This is a genomic window from Nocardiopsis sp. L17-MgMaSL7, from assembly GCF_003182025.1.
Lineage (GTDB): Bacteria > Actinomycetota > Actinomycetes > Streptosporangiales > Streptosporangiaceae > Nocardiopsis > Nocardiopsis prasina.
This window is the reverse complement of the sequence record NZ_QGTF01000011.1, coordinates 104,823-119,301: the sequence shown is the minus strand read 5'-3', so window position 1 is coordinate 119,301 and position 14,479 is coordinate 104,823. Positions and strand designations below refer to the sequence as shown.

Here is a 14,479-nt window from a genome sequence, read left to right as displayed (position 1 = left end):
AGCGTCCGCTGCATGGCTCATGTACTGCACCTGACCGAACTCTCACGCTGGCGCGCCGGCGGGGACGTCGAGGCCGACTCCCTTGGCACCGAGGGGTTCCTGCACGCCTCACCGGACGAGGCCACCATGCTGGCGGTGGCCAACGCCTTCTACTCCGCACCGGAGGAGGCGCTGGTCGTGCTGGTGGTGAACACCGAGAAGGCCGACGCCGAGGTGCGGTGGGAGGCCGCCGCGCCCGTCCCGCCGCCCGGAGTCAGACCGGACGTGCTCTTCCCTCACGTGTACGGGCCGATCCCCCGTCCGGCGGTGACCGGGCTGCGCCGCCTGGTTCGGAACCCGGAGGGCCGGTACACGGCGCTGGAGACGGTGATGGAGCCCGGCCCCTGCTTCCAGGGCTGATCCCACGTCGACGTGTCGACATGGGAACTTGTCCACAGCCTGTGGACAACGTGAAGGGGCCCCGGGGTGGAGGTTCTCCACATCCCGGGGCCCCTTCGGTCGTACTCAGGCGTGGCCGAGGCCGGTCTGGTCGGGCGGGACGTCGCTGTGCTGCCCGACGCTCCCCGCGACGGTGTGCCGGGCCTTGCCCTTGTCGATGCCGAGGAAGCGGTTGAGGTGCCCCTTCTTGCCGACCACGAACCAGGCGACCGCTCCGAACAGCGGGAACCACAGGATGAAGATGACCCAGAGGAGCTTCCCCCCGCCGGTGGTGTCGCCGTTGGCCAGCGCCGAGATGATCGCGGCGATCACCAGCACGGCGATCGCGAGGAAGACGAGAAGGAAGAGGACACCGGTGATGCCGCTCATCCAGGCGAAGGTGCGCTCGCCGCTGTCCATCGACGACAGGCTCACTCGATCGGCGAGCTCCGACAGGTTCGTGATCATGACTCCCCCAAGCAAGAAGTGACTGTCTGGTCACATAGCGTAGTATTCTGCGGGGGTCCGTCACGTACATTCCGACGTTTTCCGGCGTTTCCTCACATCAGCCAACGCACCTCCGATACCGTCGTCCCGGCAGTCCCGTGGCCGACTACTTTCGGGTAGCGCCCCCCACCAGGCTTCCCCGCTGCTTTACTGGAACCATGGGCGAGCTACGGCGAACTGGCAGGTCCACTCCCTCCCTCCGGCCCGGGGCCGGCACCGGCGACGGTGACCACACGGCCACCCGAGACCACCGACCCGCGCTTCTGGCCAGAGCCATCCCTCCGACCAGGGGCGCGACAGAGGTCGGGTGAGCGGTGTCCAGGCAACCTCGCTACCTCTGGCTGGCCGACCAACTCCGTGAACCGATCCTCAACGGCGAGATCTCCCCGGGCAGCCGCCTTCCCTCCCGCACCCGCCTGGCCCGCTCCTACCGGGTCAGCGAACAGATCTCCCGCACCGCGTTGCGCCTCCTGGTCACCGAGGGCCTGGTCGAGGCCCGACCCGGCTCCGGGTACTTCGTCCGGACCGTCCCGGAGACCTTCCGGCTCTCCCGGACGGACGCCACCTCCGGCTCCGGCCTGGGCCAGCTCAACCGGGAACGCGTCAGCACCGAACAGGAGCGGTGCACCGCCCCGCTGAGCACCAGACTCCGGCTCCGCGACGGCGACCCCGTGTACCGGACCACCTCGCGGGGGCTCTCCTCCGAGCGTCCGGTCACCCTGCACCGCTCCTGGGAACCGGCGATCCTCACCGCCGGAACCCTGCGCACCCCCTTCGACGCCACGGAGGTCAACACGCTGGAGCGGCTGGGCGCCGCCGGGTTCCCCGTGGACCGGGTCGTGGAGGAGGTCGGGGTCCGTGCCCTGCGCGACTCCGAGGCGGCCCTCCTGGACTCCGCCCCCGGGGTCGCGGTCCTGGTCGTCGAACGCACCCACTACTGCGGCGAACGTCCTGTCGAGACCTCCGACCTCATCGGCTCGGTCGAGCAGTGCCGACTCCTCTACAAGTTGTCACTGGCCCGCCCCCGGCGCCGGTAGCCGGACACGACCGAGGGCGGTGGCCCGCCCCTTCCGTGGAAGGGAGCGGACCACCGCCCTCGGTGCCCGGGCTCTAGGCCTGGGTGAACTCCTTGGCGACGACCTCAGCGATCTGCGCGGTGTTCAGCGCGGCGCCCTTGCGCAGGTTGTCCCCGCACAGGAAGAGGTCGAGCGACTTCGGGTCGTCGATCGACTGCCGGATGCGGCCCACCCAGGTCGGGTCGGTGCCCACGACGTCGTTCGGGGTCGGGAACTCGCCCTTGGCGGGGTCGTCCAGGACCTGGACGCCCTCGGCGCCGGCCAGCAGCTTGCGGGCGTCGTCGGCGGCGACCTCGCTGTCGAAGGTCGCGTGCACCACCAGCGAGTGCGTGGTGATGACCGGCACGCGCACGCAGGTCGCGGAGACCTTCAGGTCCGGCAGCCCCAGGATCTTGCGGGACTCGTTGCGGACCTTCAGCTCCTCCGAGGACCAGCCGTCGTCCTTGAGCGAACCCGCCCACGGCACGACGTTGTAGGCCAGCGGCGCCGGGAAGGGGCCGAGCTCGTCGACGGCCGAGCGCATGTCGCCGGCGCTGTCACCGAGGGTGCGGTCCCCGCCCGCCTTGGCCATCTGGTCGCGCAGGACGTCGATGCCCTCCTGGCCCGCGCCGGAGGCGGCCTGGTAGGAGGAGACCACCAGCTCCTTGACGCCGTAGGTCCGGTGCAGGGCACCGATCGCCACGATCATCGAGAGGGTGGTGCAGTTCGGGTTCGAGATGACGCCGCGCGGACGGTTGCGCACCTGGTCCGCGTTGACCTCGGGAACCACCAGCGGGACGTCGGGGTCCAGACGGAAGGCGCCGGAGTTGTCGACGGCCACCGCGCCACGGGCTGCGGCGATCGGCGCCCACTCCTTGGACACCTCGTCCGGCACGTCGAACATGGCGACGTCCACGCCGTCGAAGACCTCGGGGGCCAGTGCCTGCACGACGACGTCCTCGCCGCGCACGCTCAGGACCTTGCCCGCGCTGCGCGCCGAGGCGACCAGACGGATCTCGCCCCACACGTTCTCGCGCTGGGTGAGGATGTCGAGCATGACGGTGCCGACGGCGCCGGTCGCGCCGACGATGGCCAGGGTGGGAAGACGGTTGCTCATCGGCCGGTACCTCCGTAGACGACAGCCTCGACCTGGTCGGCGTCGAGCTGGAACTCACTGTGCGCGGCCTGGACCGCCGCGTCGACCTGGTCCTCCTCGACGATGACCGAGATGCGGATCTCCGAGGTGGAGATCATCTCGACGTTGGTGCCGGAGGAGGCGATCGCGTCGAAGAAGCGCGCGGTGACGCCCGGGTACGAGCGCATGCCCGCACCGATCAGCGACACCTTGCCGATCTTGTCGTCGTAGCGAAGGGAGTCGTAGCCGACCTGCTCCTGGACCTTCTTCAGAGCGCCGACCGCCTCCTTGCCGAAGTCCTTGGGGACGGTGAACGAGATGTCCGTGCGGGAGGTCGAGACCGCCGACACGTTCTGCACGATCATGTCGATGTTGATCTCGGCGTCCGCGAGCGACTTGAAGATCGTCGCGGCCTCACCGACCTTGTCGGGGACGCCGACGACGGTGATCTTGGCTTCGCTCCGGTCGTGGGAGACCCCGGAGATGATCGGCTGTTCCATGCCTTCGCTTTCCTCGACTTCCGAGACGATCCACGTCCCGGGCTTCTGGCTGAACGACGAACGGACGTGCAGGGGAATGTTGTACTGGCGCGCGTACTCGACGCAGCGCAGGTGCAGGATCTTCGTGCCGCTGGCGGCCATCTCCAGCATCTCCTCGTAGGAGATCTGCGGGATGCGCTGCGCGGAGGGAACGACGCGCGGGTCGGCGGTGAACACGCCGTCCACGTCGCTGTAGATCTCGCAGGCGTCGGCGTTGAGCGCGCCAGCGAGAGCGACGGCGGTGGTGTCGGAACCGCCGCGGCCCAGGGAGGTGATGTCCTTGGTGTCCTGGGAGACGCCCTGGAACCCGGCCACGATACAGATCGCGCCCTCGCCGATGGCCTCCTGGATACGGCCGGGGGTCACGTCGATGATCTTGGCGTTGCCGTGCAACGACGTCGTGATGACCCCGGCCTGGGAGCCGGTGAAGGAACGGGCCTCGTAGCCCAGGTTCTCGATGGCCATCGCCACGAGGGCCATCGACATGCGCTCACCCGCGGTGACGAGCATGTCGAGCTCGCGCGCGGGGGGCATCGGGGAGACCTGTTCGGCCAGGTCCAGCAGTTCGTCGGTCGTGTCGCCCATGGCCGAGACCACGACCACGACGTCATGTCCCGCCTTTTTCTGAGCCACGATCCTTTGGGCTACTCGCTTGATGGCTTCCGCGTCAGCCACGGAAGACCCACCGTACTTCTGCACGATTAGGGCCACGATCGATGCTCCTGAGGAGTTGGGATCAAGACAATTAACAATGGAGTGTAGCTAGCGACGACCATGGCACCCCGTCCGACCTGCGGTGGGGAGGGCGTGGCGTCTTGACACACCGGCGATCGGGTTACCCGCCAGAGCGGAGGTTACTCATATTTCAGCCCGATTACGGCGAAGTGTGAGCTAGAACTCCAGGCTGCGGCGGCCCTCGAAGGCGCGCCCGAGGGTGACCTCGTCGGCGTACTCGAGGTCGCCGCCGACGGGGAGCCCGCTGGCCAGTCGGGTGACTTTCAGGCCCATGGGTTTGACCAGCCGCGCCAGGTAGGTCGCGGTGGCCTCCCCTTCCAGGTTCGGGTCGGTCGCCAGGATCAGCTCGGTGACCTGACCGTCGGCCAGGCGGGTCATGAGCTCCTTGACCCGGAGGTCGTCGGGGCCCACGCCCTCGATGGGGCTGATGGCGCCGCCGAGCACGTGGTAGCGCCCACGGAACTCACGGGTGCGTTCGATGGCGACGACGTCCTTGGACTCCTCGACGACGCAGATGACTGCGAGATCGCGGCGGGCGTCACGGCAGATACGGCACTCGGTCTCTTCGGCGACGTTGCCGCAGATCGAGCAGAAGCGAACCCGCTCCTTGACCTCGACGAGTGCGTTGACCAGGCGTTTTACGTCCGCGTGTTCGGCGGACAGCAGGTGGAAGGCGATGCGTTGCGCGCTCTTCGGACCGACGCCGGGCAGTCGCCCCAGCTCGTCGATCAGATTCTGTACCGCGCCCTCGTACATGCCTACCCACTCGGTCGGAACCGGGCAGGGGCCCGGTGGGGCCACTCCTGCCCCTCCCCCACCGTATCGGGGGGTGGTGACCTCTCGCGCCCGTCTCCCCGTCGCGTTGGAACGCGTCCCGGAAAAGGACGGTGCGGCCGTCGCCGCCCCGGCACCCGACGAGGGCTCCGGGGCGGCGACGCGGTGGCCGCGAGGGTTCTCCGGGAACCCCGGGGTTCCCGGAAGGCGCGCTGACGGGTACCCGGCGGGCACCCGTCAGGCGCGGGGTCCCTAGAAGCCGGGGATGCCGGGCATGCCGCCGGGCATCCCGCCGCCGCCCAGGCCCTCGGCCAGCGGGCCCATCTTCTCCTGCTGGAGGCGCTCCACCTGGGCCTCGGCGTCACGGATGGCCGCCAGGACCAGGTCCGCCACGGTCTGCGCGGTCTCGTCCGCGTCGGTGGGGTCCACCGCCTTGGGGTCGACGGTGATGTCCTCGACCTGCCCCCGCCCGCTCAGCTTGACCTTGACCAGGCCGCCGCCCGAGGTGCCCACGACCTCGGCCTCCTCCAGGGCCTGCTGGGCCTGCGCCAGCTGCTGCTGCATCTGCTGGGCCTGCTGGAGCAGGGCCTGCATGTCCATTCCGCCAGGGTTCACGGCCGTCTCCTCGCCACACACATGGTGCTGTTCATAGCTTCGTGTCACTTGCCTGTGAGGGTAACCGGTCCGGCCGAGGCGCCCCGGCCACTCCCGTCGGACGCCCGGCCCACCGCACCGGTCCCCCACCGCGGGCTCCGGGCGCCACGGATCCGTCCGCGCGGCCTGCGGGCAAGGAGACGCGGGCGTTCTCGATGACCTGGTCCAGGGCCTCGCGGGTGCGTTCCAGGCCTCGGATCACCCCGGTCACCCGGTCGCGTTCGGCCGTGAGCCAGTCAAGGAGGTCCGGTGCCGGTTCGCCGCGCTCCCGCGCGTACACGCAGGGCAGGAGTTCGCGGATGGTGTCGGTGGTGAGCCCGGCCCCGAGCAGGCACTGGACGCGGTCCACCCGTTCCACGGCGTCCTCGCCGTACTCACGGTGGCCGCCGGCGGTGCGCTCCGAGGCGAGCAGCCCCCGTTCCTCGTAGTAGCGCAGCGATCGGGGACTCACCCCGCTCCGCGCGGACAGTTCTCCGATGCGCACGAGCGCCTCCTGTCCTCGGCCTGTGACCCTGGCCATGAACCCTTGAACCTCACATGGGTGTCAGATTCTACGCTCCTGCCATGGACACGACGAAGAACCACCGTCAGCCCCTGCTGGACACCTACGAACTCGGGCGGCTGCGCCTGCCCAACCGGGTGGTCATGGCCCCGATGACCCGCCTGCGCGCCGACCGGGACGGGGTACCCGGCGCGCTCATGGCCACCTACTACGCGCAGCGCGCCAGCGCGGGCCTGATCATCTCCGAGGGGGCCGCGCCCAGCGTCGAGGGGCAGCAGTACCTCACCGAGCCCGGCCTGTACTCGGAGGCGCAGGTCGAGGGGTGGCGGCGGGTCACCGACGCCGTGCACGCCGAGGGCGGACGGATCTTCGCCCAGATCATGCACGCGGGCCGGGGCGGCCACCCCGCCAACCGACCCGACGGCGGGACCCCCGTGGCCCCCTCGGTCGTTCCGCGAACCGACCCGGTCCACACGCTGGACGGCAAGGCGGCCCCGGTCGCGCCGCGCGAGCTGACCCTCCGGGAGATCGCCGGGACCGTGGCCTCGTACGCGGACGCCGCGCGCGCGGCCGTGCGATCCGGGTTCGACGGAGTCGAGATCCACGGGGCCAACGGGTACCTGCCGCACCAGTTCCTCGCCGACAACACCAACCGGCGCACGGACGCCTACGGCGGCGGGACCTCGGGACGGATCCGGTTCCCCGTGGAGGTCACCGAGGCGGTGGCGGACGCCGTCGGCGCGGACCGGGTGGGGCTGCGGCTCTCCCCCGGCAACCGGCAGTTCGAGATGGTGGAGCGGGACCCGGCCCCGGTCTACCGGGAACTGCTGCGCCAGGTGGCTCCGCTCGGCCTCGCCTACCTGCACGTCACGGACGACCCCGCCCACCCCGCGCTGGCCGAGGCGCGGCGGGACTGGCACGGCACGCTGGTGGGCAACACCGGGGAGCACCGAGCGACCACCCAGGAGGGCGCCGCGGCGCTGATCGCCGGAGGACACGCCGACCTCGTGTCGGTGGGCCGCCCCTACATCTCCAACCCGGACGTGGTGGAACGGCTCGCGGCCGGGGTCCCGTGGTCCGTGATCAGGGAGAAGGACTTCCACTACGCGTCCGGACCCCGGGGCTACGTGGACTACCCCCGGCACGACCGGGACAACGCGCACTTGGTCGCACCGTTGACCTGATTTCACCAGGCAGAAGAGCGAAGAGTAGCGCAAGTGTCACCCTGGGTTGAAAGGATGTTCGACGGGGGTTCGGTCGCTCCGACAGCCGCACCCCGACTGAGAACAGCCGGACCACCAGGGGACTGAGGACGTGTTGACCGCCAGAGAGCGCAACTCGGCTCTGATCGAGGCGATAATCGCGGACGGCACGCTGGCCGACGCCGCACTCGTCGACGCCTTCCGTTCCGTGCCCCGCCACCTGTTCATCCCCGAGCACGGCGCGCTCACCGCGAGCGGCGGTGCCCTGAACGCCGCGGGCAACCCGGACCGCTGGCTGGCCGCCGTCTACGCGGACGACGCCATCGTCACCAGGATCGAGGGCCCGGAGGTGACGAGGCGGCGCGGGGGCGAGCGTGACCCCGCCACCTCGTACAGCTCCGCGCCCACGGTGCTGGCCCGCATGCTGGAGCTGGCCCGGCTCGCGAACGGGCAGCGGGTCCTGGAGGTCGGCACGGGGACGGGGTGGAACACGGCGCTGCTCGCGCACCGGCTCGGCGATGGCGCGGTCACCTCGGTGGAGATCGACGATCGGCTGCTGGGCGCCGCGCGGTCGGCGCTCCACGACGCGAGCCTGGCCCCGGACACGCGCCTGGCCGACGGGTACGACGGGTTCGCGGAGGCGGCGCCCTTCGACCGGATCGTCAGTGCGTGCGGGGTGCGACGCGTGCCGGACGCCTGGCTCGACCAGCTCACCGACGACGGTCTGATCGTGTGCCCGTGGGGGCGGCTGGAGAGCGCCGGGGTGCTCATGCGCCTCGAACGGACGGAGGCGGGCGGGTCGGGCGCGGTGGGCCGGTTCCACGGCGGCGTGGGGTTCGTGCCCCTGCGCACCCCGGGCTCGGCGTCCTTCCCCGTGCGGGACGCCGGTCAGCAGCCGGACGAGTACCGGCTGACCCAGACCGACCCCGTCGTCCCGATGCTGGACTTCGCCTCGGCCTTCGCCCTCTCGGTGATGGTCCCCGACTGGCGGATGCGGCGGCGGTGGATCGGTACGGGTTCGGGCATGTGGCTGTGCGACTCCCGAGGTGACTCGTGGGTGCGGGTCTACCCCTACGGCACCGCGTGGATGATCGAGCAGGGCGGCCCCAGGAGCATCTGGGACGAGGTGGAGGAGGCCCTGGCCGCGTGGTCCGACCTGGGAGAACCCGACCCGGACCGGTTCGGCCTGGTGGTGGGCTCCGACAGGGAGCAGCGGGTGTGGCTGGACGACCCGGCAGGAAGGTCCTGGCCGGTCGGGTCACCGGACTGAGACGGGGCCGGCCCCCCGCTGTTCCCGGCGGGGGGCCGAAGCCCCGCGGTCACGCCTGACCTTCGGTGTCCCCGGCCTCCGGAGCGGTGTGCTTCTCACGGAGTCTGCGCAGGAGTTCCTGCTTGCGCTCGCGCGCGGCGTCGCTGGGCCCGCCCTTGGTTCCGCCCTTGCCGCCACGGAGCGTGGAACGGGAGACGGTGGTGCGCTGACCACCCATCCCGAGGAGGTTGTCACTGTTCTTGGCCATGCCGTTGACTCCTCTCGTCACCGACAGGCGAGACGAGTCGTCTCGTCTTCGCTGTCACGTCTGATGCTACCCGTGCCAAGACGATACGTCTCGTCATTTTGGACCGGTTACCGTGGAGACATGGCCGACAACACCGATGAACAGAGCCGACGGGCCCCGGACCCCCGCCGCCGCAGCCAACGCGCGCAGAACGCCATCGTCGACGCCGCCGAGGAGCTGCTGGGTGAGGTCGGTTACTCCAGGCTCACCATGGAGGCCATCGCCGCCCGCGCCCGGGTGGGCAAGCAGACCATCTACCGCTGGTGGCCGTCCAAGGCCGCCGTCGTCTTCGAGGTCTTCACCCGGCTGACCGGAGCCGAGGCCGGGCGACCGCTGCCCGACACCGGCGACCTGGCCGCCGACCTCAAGACCGTACTCCGCGCCACCACCGACGAGTTCAACGACCCCGCGATGGACCGGAGCACCCGAGCCTTCACGGCCGAGGTCCAGCACGACGAGGAGTTCGCCCGGGCCGTCACCGAACAGCTCGTACGGCCCAACAGCGAGGCGCTCAAGGACCGGCTGCGCTCCGGGCAGGCGGCGGGGCAGCTCGGCCCGAACGCCGACCTCGACCTCGCCGTGGAGATGCTCAACGGCCCGGTGAACCACCGGTGGCTGCTGCGCACCGCGCCCCTCACCCACGAGTTCGTGGACCGGCTGGTGGACACGGTCCTGCGCGGCCTGCGCCCCTGACCTGCCGGTTATCCCGCAGCGCCGTGCTCGATCTCCTCAAGCAGCTTGCCGCCGAGCTCGGTCTCGATGAGCCCGGCGCCGCCACCCGCCGATCCCGAACCGGCCGCAGGGCCCGAACCCGTGCCCGGACCGGCCGCGGTGGCGCCTTGGGGCCGACTCGGAGCGGTGGCTCCGGAGCCACCGGACGCCGGGGGGCCCGGCTCGGGCGCCTTCGGCTCCGGAGCGCGCTGCGCGGGCCGACCGAACCCGCCATCGTCGGGCGGCGGCGCGGAGGCGCCGTCCTCGTAGGGGTCGGGCGGCGGCTCCTGGAGCCCGGTGACGATGCGGTCCGGGGACGGACCCGCGGGGCTCGCCGTCGCCTCGGGGCGCGGTGACTCCGGCGCGGGAGCCGGAGCCGGAGCTGGAGCCGGTTCGGGCCGCGCGGCAGGCGCGTCCCAGCCCCCGGGCTCACCGGCGGCCTGCGGTGCGGGCGCCGGGGCGGGTTCGGGGCGACGCTGGGGGGCGGCCTGCGCCCCGCCGCTGGCGGGGGCCACCCGGACCTCGATCCCGAGGACCTGCTGGATGGCACCGGCCACCACCTGGTCGCTGCCGCTGTTGCTGAACCCCTTGGCCTCGTTCGGCTTGTTGAAGCGCAGCAGCACGCTGTTGCCCTCGACCCCGACCGGTTGGACGTCGCCGCCGGTCAGCACCATCCAGGTGAACCGGCGGCGGCCCTTGACCGCCTCCAGGATCTGGGGCCAGGCACCCTGGACCCGACCCAGGTCGAGCGCGCCGCCACCACCTGCGGCGGGGGCCTGCCGCCGCTGGGGTTCGGGAGCGCTGCGCGGCGGGGCGTCCCAGCCCGCGGGCTCACCCGACGCGGGTTTCGGAGCCGGGCTCGGAGCGGGCTCGGGCGCGGGGCTCGGAGCGGGTTCGGGGGCGCTGGGGCGCGCGGGTGCCGGAGGGGCGGGCTCGGGCGCGGCCTGCGGCGCGGGTGCCGGGGTCGGAGCCGGGGCAGGCGCCACCGGAGCGGGAGCGGCCGGGGCCACCGCGCCGGAGGCCATCCGGCGCTCCATCTGCTCCAGCCGGGCCAGCAGCGCCGTGCCCTGGTCGCCGTCGGTGGCGGGCAGCAGGATGCGCGAGCACATGAGTTCCAGCAGCAACCGGGGCGCGGTCGCGCCGCGCATCTCGGTCAGCCCCTGGTTGAGGATCTCGGCGGCCCGGGACAGCGTGGCCGGTCCCAGCCGGGCGGCCTGGTCCTTCATCTGCTCCACGGACTCCGGGGAGACGTTCACCAGGCCCTTGTCCAGGGCGTCCGGGACGGCGGCCAGGACCACGAGGTCGCGGAAGCGCTCCAGCAGGTCCGTGGTGAAGCGGCGCGGATCATGCCCGCCCTCCACGACCCGGTCCACCAGGCCGAACGCGGCGGCCCCGTCGCGGGCGCCCAGGGAGTCGACCATCTCGCCGAGCAGGCTGGAGTCGGTGTAGCCGAGCAGGGAGACGGCGCCCTCACGGGTGATGCCGCCCTCGTCCGAACCGGCGATGAGCTGGTCCAGGACCGAGAGGGTGTCACGGGCCGAACCCGCGCCCGCGCGCACGACCAGGGGCAGTGCGGACGGGTCGTAGGAGACCTCCTCCTGCTTGAGGAGGTCCTCCATGAGTTCCTTGAGGGTGCTCGGCGGGATGAGCCGGAAGGGGTAGTGGTGGGTCCGCGAGCGGATCGTGCCGATGACCTTCTCGGGTTCGGTCGTGGCGAACACGAACTTCAGGTGCGGCGGGGGTTCCTCCACCAGCTTGAGGAGCGCGTTGAAACCCTCGCGGGTCACCATGTGCGCCTCGTCGATGATGTAGATCTTGTACCGCGAGTTCACCGGCGAGAAGAACGCACGTTCGCGCAGGTCACGGGCGTCGTCGACACCACCGTGGGAGGCGGCGTCGATCTCGATCACGTCGATGCTGCCGCCGCCGTCGGGGGCGAGCGCCACACAGGAGTCACAGGTGCCGCACGGGTCGGGGGTGGGGCCCTGCTCGCAGTTGAGGGAACGGGCGAGGATGCGCGCGCTGGTGGTCTTGCCGCAGCCGCGCGGGCCGCTGAACAGATAGGCGTGGTTGATGCGTCCGCTGCGCAACGCCTGGCGCAGCGGGTCGGTCACGTGTTCCTGACCGCGCACCTCACCGAACGTCGCTGGACGGTACTTGCGGTACAGCGCGATGCTCACGGTGTGATCACTCCCCTGTGTCCCTGCCTCGGTCCCATTCAACCCGTTGGCGGTGACAACTCGCGCCTGGTCGGGGAAACCGGGAAGGGGGCGGCGCCGGGGCGAGGTACCCCCGGAAACAAGAAAGGACCCCCCGCGCACCCGCCAGAGCCCACTTATCCTTGCTGCCTTCCGGCCCTGGGGAGGTTCATAGGGTGACGCCGCACGAGGGGTCTGCCCACGAGTGTATCCGAACCAGGGACCCCCGCAACCCGCGCCGGCCCCCCTCCCCGGAGGGTTCGGAACCCGTTCGAAGCACTGCCGTGAAGCCTGTAGAGTTATCCACGGAGGATTCGCCTAGTGGCCTAGGGCGCACGCTTGGAAAGCGTGTTGAGGGCAACCTCTCAGGGGTTCGAATCCCCTATCCTCCGCCACAGGAGCGAAGGCCCCGACCGGGAGACCGGTCGGGGCCTTCGTCGTTCCCGGGCCCAGCTCAGTGCACGCGCGGGGCAACGGTCCGGCACTGGCAGGCGGGGCAGACCCGTTCCACCCTGAGTGCGCCACCGTTCGAGGCCCCGCTCACGTACAGGACCTCGAACGGTGCGATCGCGCCCATCGGGTCGAACCCGTCGAACGGCACGGCCTGGCCAGCTCGGAGACATGTCGACAAGCCGACCGTGGACGGACCGGCTACGGCCGGGGGATGTTGCGCAGGTTGGAACGGGCGAGGTCGATCATCGAACCCACTCCGCCGCGCAAAACCGTGCGGCCCGCCGACAGGGCGAAGCCGGTGACCTGCTCGGCGGTGATCCGGGAGGGCATCGACAGCGCGTTGGGGTCGGTGACCACGTCCACCAGCACGGGCGCGTGGGCGGCCAGGGCGTCGCGCAGGGCGTCGTGGACCTCCCGGGGGTCCTCCACCCGGATCGCCCGCATGCCCATGGCCTCGGCGATCCTCGCGTAGTCGACCGGAGCGTGGTCGGTCTCGAAGGCGGGCATCCCGTCGACCATCATCTCCAGCCGCACCATGCCGAGCGAGGAGTTGTTGAACACCACCGTCGTGATCGGCAGGTCGTGCTGCTGCACGGTGATGAGCTCGCCGAGGAGCATGCTCAGGCCGCCGTCCCCGGACAGCGAGACGACCTTGCGGTCCGGCGCGGCGTAGGCGGCGCCGATGGCGTGCGGCAGGGCGTTGGCCATGGTGCCGTGGGTGAAGGAGCCGATCACCCGGCGGCGGCCGTTCGGGGTGAGGTAGCGGGCCGCCCACACGTTGTTCATGCCGGTGTCGACGGTGAAGACGGTGTCGTCCGGCGCCAAGGCGTCGAGGACGCTCGCCACGTACTCGGGGTGGATCGGGGTGTGGCGCTCGATGTTCTTCGTGTAGGCGTCCACGACCTTGGTCAGGGCGCGCTCGTGACGGCGCAGGACGTCGCGCAGGAAGGTGTCGTCCTCCTTCGGCCGGACCGAGGGGCGCAGGGCGCGCAGGGTCGCGGCGACGTCCCCCTGCACGCCGAGCCTGAGCGGGACGCGGCGGCCGAGCCGGCGCGGGTCGTGGTCCACCTGGACCACGTTGTCCTTGGGCAGGAAGTCGTCGTAGGGGAAGTCGCAGCCGAGCAGCACCGTGAGGTCGGCTTCCTGGAGGGCGTCGTAGCAGGCCCCGTAGCCGAGGAGGCCGATCATGCCGACGTCGTACGGGTTGTCGTACTGGATCCACTCCTTGCCGCGCAGGGTGTGGCCCACCGGGGACTTGACCCGCCCGGCGAGGGTCATGACCTCCTCGTGGGCGTCGCGCACCCCGGCGCCGCAGAACAGGGCGACGGTGTCCGCCTCGTTGATCCGACGGGCCAGCTCCCGCACGTCGTCCTCGCTTGGCCAGGGGGTGGCCCGACCGGCGGTGACGGGGCTGGTGTCGGCGGGACCGGTGGCCCTCTGCCCGGCGACGTCGCCGGGAAGGACGAGGACGGCCACGCCCGGGGTGCCCAGTGCGTGCTGGACGGCGATCCGCGCCAGGCGGGGCATCTGGTCGGGGTGGGAGACCAGTTCGCGGAACTCGGTGACGTCGCTGAAAAGCCGCTCGGGGTGGGTCTCCTGGAAGAAACCGGTGCCGATCTGGTGCGACGGGATGTGGGAGGCCAGCGCGAGTACGGGAGCTCCGCTGCGCTGGGCGTCGTAGAGCCCCTGCACGAGGTGGGTGTTGCCGGGGCCGCAGGACCCGGCGCACACGGCGAGCTTCCCGTCGATCTGGGCCTGGGCCGCGGCCGCGAAGGCGGCGGCCTCCTCGTTGCGGACGTGCACCCACTCGATGCCGTCGGTGGTGTGGACCGCGTCCACCACCGGGTTGAGGCTGTCGCCCACGACCCCGTAGATGCGAGTCACCCCCACCGAGACCAATGTTCGGACGAGCTGTTCGGCGACGGTGTTCCTGCTCAAGACGGACCCTCCCGGGACGGCGCGACCAGGGGCCGGACGTGTCGCCCCCGGACCACGCTAGGAGCGCCCCGGCCGTAAGTGCCGCAACGCCACGCTCGTGGTC

At 71.2% G+C, this 14,479-nt stretch carries 14 protein-coding genes, 1 tRNA gene and 1 other RNA gene; 6 read left to right on the top strand and 10 right to left on the bottom strand.

Annotated features, from left to right (window positions below):
- Positions 1-12: 12 nt before the first annotated feature.
- On the top strand, positions 13-399 hold the full coding sequence (locus BDW27_RS19715; RefSeq protein WP_017545759.1) for a DUF952 domain-containing protein: 387 nt from the start codon (positions 13-15) through the stop codon (positions 397-399).
- A 105-nt stretch (positions 400-504) separates the two neighbouring features.
- Here BDW27_RS19715 and BDW27_RS19710 read toward each other — a convergent pair whose 3' ends face one another.
- The gene (locus tag BDW27_RS19710) at positions 505-885 is read right to left on the bottom strand and encodes a PLD nuclease N-terminal domain-containing protein (protein WP_026129469.1); all 381 of its coding nucleotides are present in this window, start codon (positions 883-885) and stop codon (positions 505-507) included.
- A gap of 353 nt (positions 886-1,238) precedes the next feature.
- On the opposite strand from BDW27_RS19710, the gene BDW27_RS19705 reads away from it, so the two are divergent.
- On the top strand, positions 1,239-1,961 hold the full coding sequence (locus BDW27_RS19705; RefSeq protein ID WP_017545758.1) for a GntR family transcriptional regulator: 723 nt from the start codon (positions 1,239-1,241) through the stop codon (positions 1,959-1,961).
- Positions 1,962-2,034: 73 nt separating this feature from the next.
- On the opposite strand, the gene BDW27_RS19700 is transcribed toward BDW27_RS19705, so the two are convergent.
- The 5 genes from BDW27_RS19700 to BDW27_RS19680 all read right to left on the bottom strand — a co-directional run bounded on the left by BDW27_RS19700 (position 2,035) and on the right by BDW27_RS19680 (position 6,336).
- Positions 2,035-3,096 carry an aspartate-semialdehyde dehydrogenase gene (locus tag BDW27_RS19700; protein WP_017545757.1) on the bottom strand — a complete coding sequence of 354 codons (1,062 nt, stop codon included), beginning with the start codon at positions 3,094-3,096 and terminating at the stop codon, positions 2,035-2,037.
- On the bottom strand, positions 3,093-4,364 hold the full coding sequence (locus tag BDW27_RS19695) for an aspartate kinase (RefSeq protein WP_083927561.1): 1,272 nt from the start codon (positions 4,362-4,364) through the stop codon (positions 3,093-3,095). The genes BDW27_RS19700 and BDW27_RS19695 overlap by 4 nt, the downstream gene beginning before the upstream one ends.
- 180 nt (positions 4,365-4,544) lie before the next feature.
- A complete protein-coding gene (gene recR, locus BDW27_RS19690) occupies positions 4,545-5,144 on the bottom strand; it encodes a recombination mediator RecR (RefSeq protein ID WP_017545755.1) in 600 nt (199 codons plus the stop codon).
- A 270-nt stretch (positions 5,145-5,414) separates the two neighbouring features.
- Entirely contained in the window at positions 5,415-5,762 is a 348-nt protein-coding gene (locus tag BDW27_RS19685) for a YbaB/EbfC family nucleoid-associated protein (protein ID WP_017545754.1), read from the bottom strand.
- 46 nt (positions 5,763-5,808) lie between these two features.
- On the bottom strand, positions 5,809-6,336 hold the full coding sequence (locus BDW27_RS19680) for a MerR family transcriptional regulator (protein ID WP_233515834.1): 528 nt from the start codon (positions 6,334-6,336) through the stop codon (positions 5,809-5,811).
- A 44-nt stretch (positions 6,337-6,380) separates the two neighbouring features.
- Between BDW27_RS19680 and BDW27_RS19675 the strand changes: the two genes are divergently transcribed.
- Entirely contained in the window at positions 6,381-7,502 is a 1,122-nt protein-coding gene (locus BDW27_RS19675) for an alkene reductase (RefSeq protein WP_110050888.1), read from the top strand.
- Positions 7,503-7,635: 133 nt separating this feature from the next.
- A complete protein-coding gene (locus tag BDW27_RS19670) occupies positions 7,636-8,790 on the top strand; it encodes a methyltransferase domain-containing protein (protein WP_110050886.1) in 1,155 nt (384 codons plus the stop codon).
- 49 nt (positions 8,791-8,839) lie between these two features.
- Here BDW27_RS19670 and BDW27_RS19665 read toward each other — a convergent pair whose 3' ends face one another.
- Entirely contained in the window at positions 8,840-9,037 is a 198-nt protein-coding gene (locus BDW27_RS19665; RefSeq protein WP_017545750.1) for a DUF6243 family protein, read from the bottom strand.
- Positions 9,038-9,157: 120 nt separating this feature from the next.
- Between BDW27_RS19665 and BDW27_RS19660 the strand changes: the two genes are divergently transcribed.
- Positions 9,158-9,769, top strand: coding sequence for a TetR/AcrR family transcriptional regulator (locus BDW27_RS19660; protein ID WP_110050884.1), 612 nt, complete (start codon positions 9,158-9,160; stop codon positions 9,767-9,769).
- A gap of 8 nt (positions 9,770-9,777) precedes the next feature.
- Here BDW27_RS19660 and BDW27_RS19655 read toward each other — a convergent pair whose 3' ends face one another.
- Together BDW27_RS19655 and ffs are read right to left on the bottom strand one after the other, a co-directional pair.
- Complete coding sequence (locus BDW27_RS19655; RefSeq protein WP_110050882.1) at positions 9,778-11,967, bottom strand: DNA polymerase III subunit gamma and tau; 2,190 nt, start codon at positions 11,965-11,967, stop codon at positions 9,778-9,780.
- 121 nt (positions 11,968-12,088) lie between these two features.
- An RNA gene (gene ffs, locus BDW27_RS19650) (signal recognition particle sRNA small type) lies at positions 12,089-12,184 on the bottom strand.
- 108 nt (positions 12,185-12,292) lie between these two features.
- Here ffs and BDW27_RS19645 point away from each other — a divergent pair.
- Positions 12,293-12,380, top strand: a tRNA-Ser gene (locus BDW27_RS19645).
- A gap of 256 nt (positions 12,381-12,636) precedes the next feature.
- Here BDW27_RS19645 and BDW27_RS19640 read toward each other — a convergent pair.
- Positions 12,637-14,376, bottom strand: a complete 1,740-nt coding sequence (locus BDW27_RS19640) for a pyruvate dehydrogenase (protein WP_110050880.1) — start codon at positions 14,374-14,376, stop codon at positions 12,637-12,639.
- Positions 14,377-14,479: the final 103 nt, after the last annotated feature.

Excerpts from the sequence above, each read along its gene's own strand:
- BDW27_RS19715 (WP_017545759.1), top strand. The coding sequence starts at position 13 with ATGGCTCATGTACTGCACCTGACCGAACTCTCACGCTGGCGCGCCGGC.
- BDW27_RS19710 (WP_026129469.1), bottom strand. The coding sequence starts at position 885 with ATGATCACGAACCTGTCGGAGCTCGCCGATCGAGTGAGCCTGTCGTCG.
- BDW27_RS19700 (WP_017545757.1), bottom strand. The coding sequence starts at position 3,096 with ATGAGCAACCGTCTTCCCACCCTGGCCATCGTCGGCGCGACCGGCGCC.
- recR (WP_017545755.1), bottom strand. The coding sequence starts at position 5,144 with ATGTACGAGGGCGCGGTACAGAATCTGATCGACGAGCTGGGGCGACTG.
- BDW27_RS19685 (WP_017545754.1), bottom strand. The coding sequence starts at position 5,762 with ATGGACATGCAGGCCCTGCTCCAGCAGGCCCAGCAGATGCAGCAGCAG.
- BDW27_RS19680 (WP_233515834.1), bottom strand. The coding sequence starts at position 6,336 with ATGGCCAGGGTCACAGGCCGAGGACAGGAGGCGCTCGTGCGCATCGGA.
- BDW27_RS19675 (WP_110050888.1), top strand. The coding sequence starts at position 6,381 with ATGGACACGACGAAGAACCACCGTCAGCCCCTGCTGGACACCTACGAA.
- BDW27_RS19665 (WP_017545750.1), bottom strand. The coding sequence starts at position 9,037 with ATGGCCAAGAACAGTGACAACCTCCTCGGGATGGGTGGTCAGCGCACC.
- BDW27_RS19660 (WP_110050884.1), top strand. The coding sequence starts at position 9,158 with ATGGCCGACAACACCGATGAACAGAGCCGACGGGCCCCGGACCCCCGC.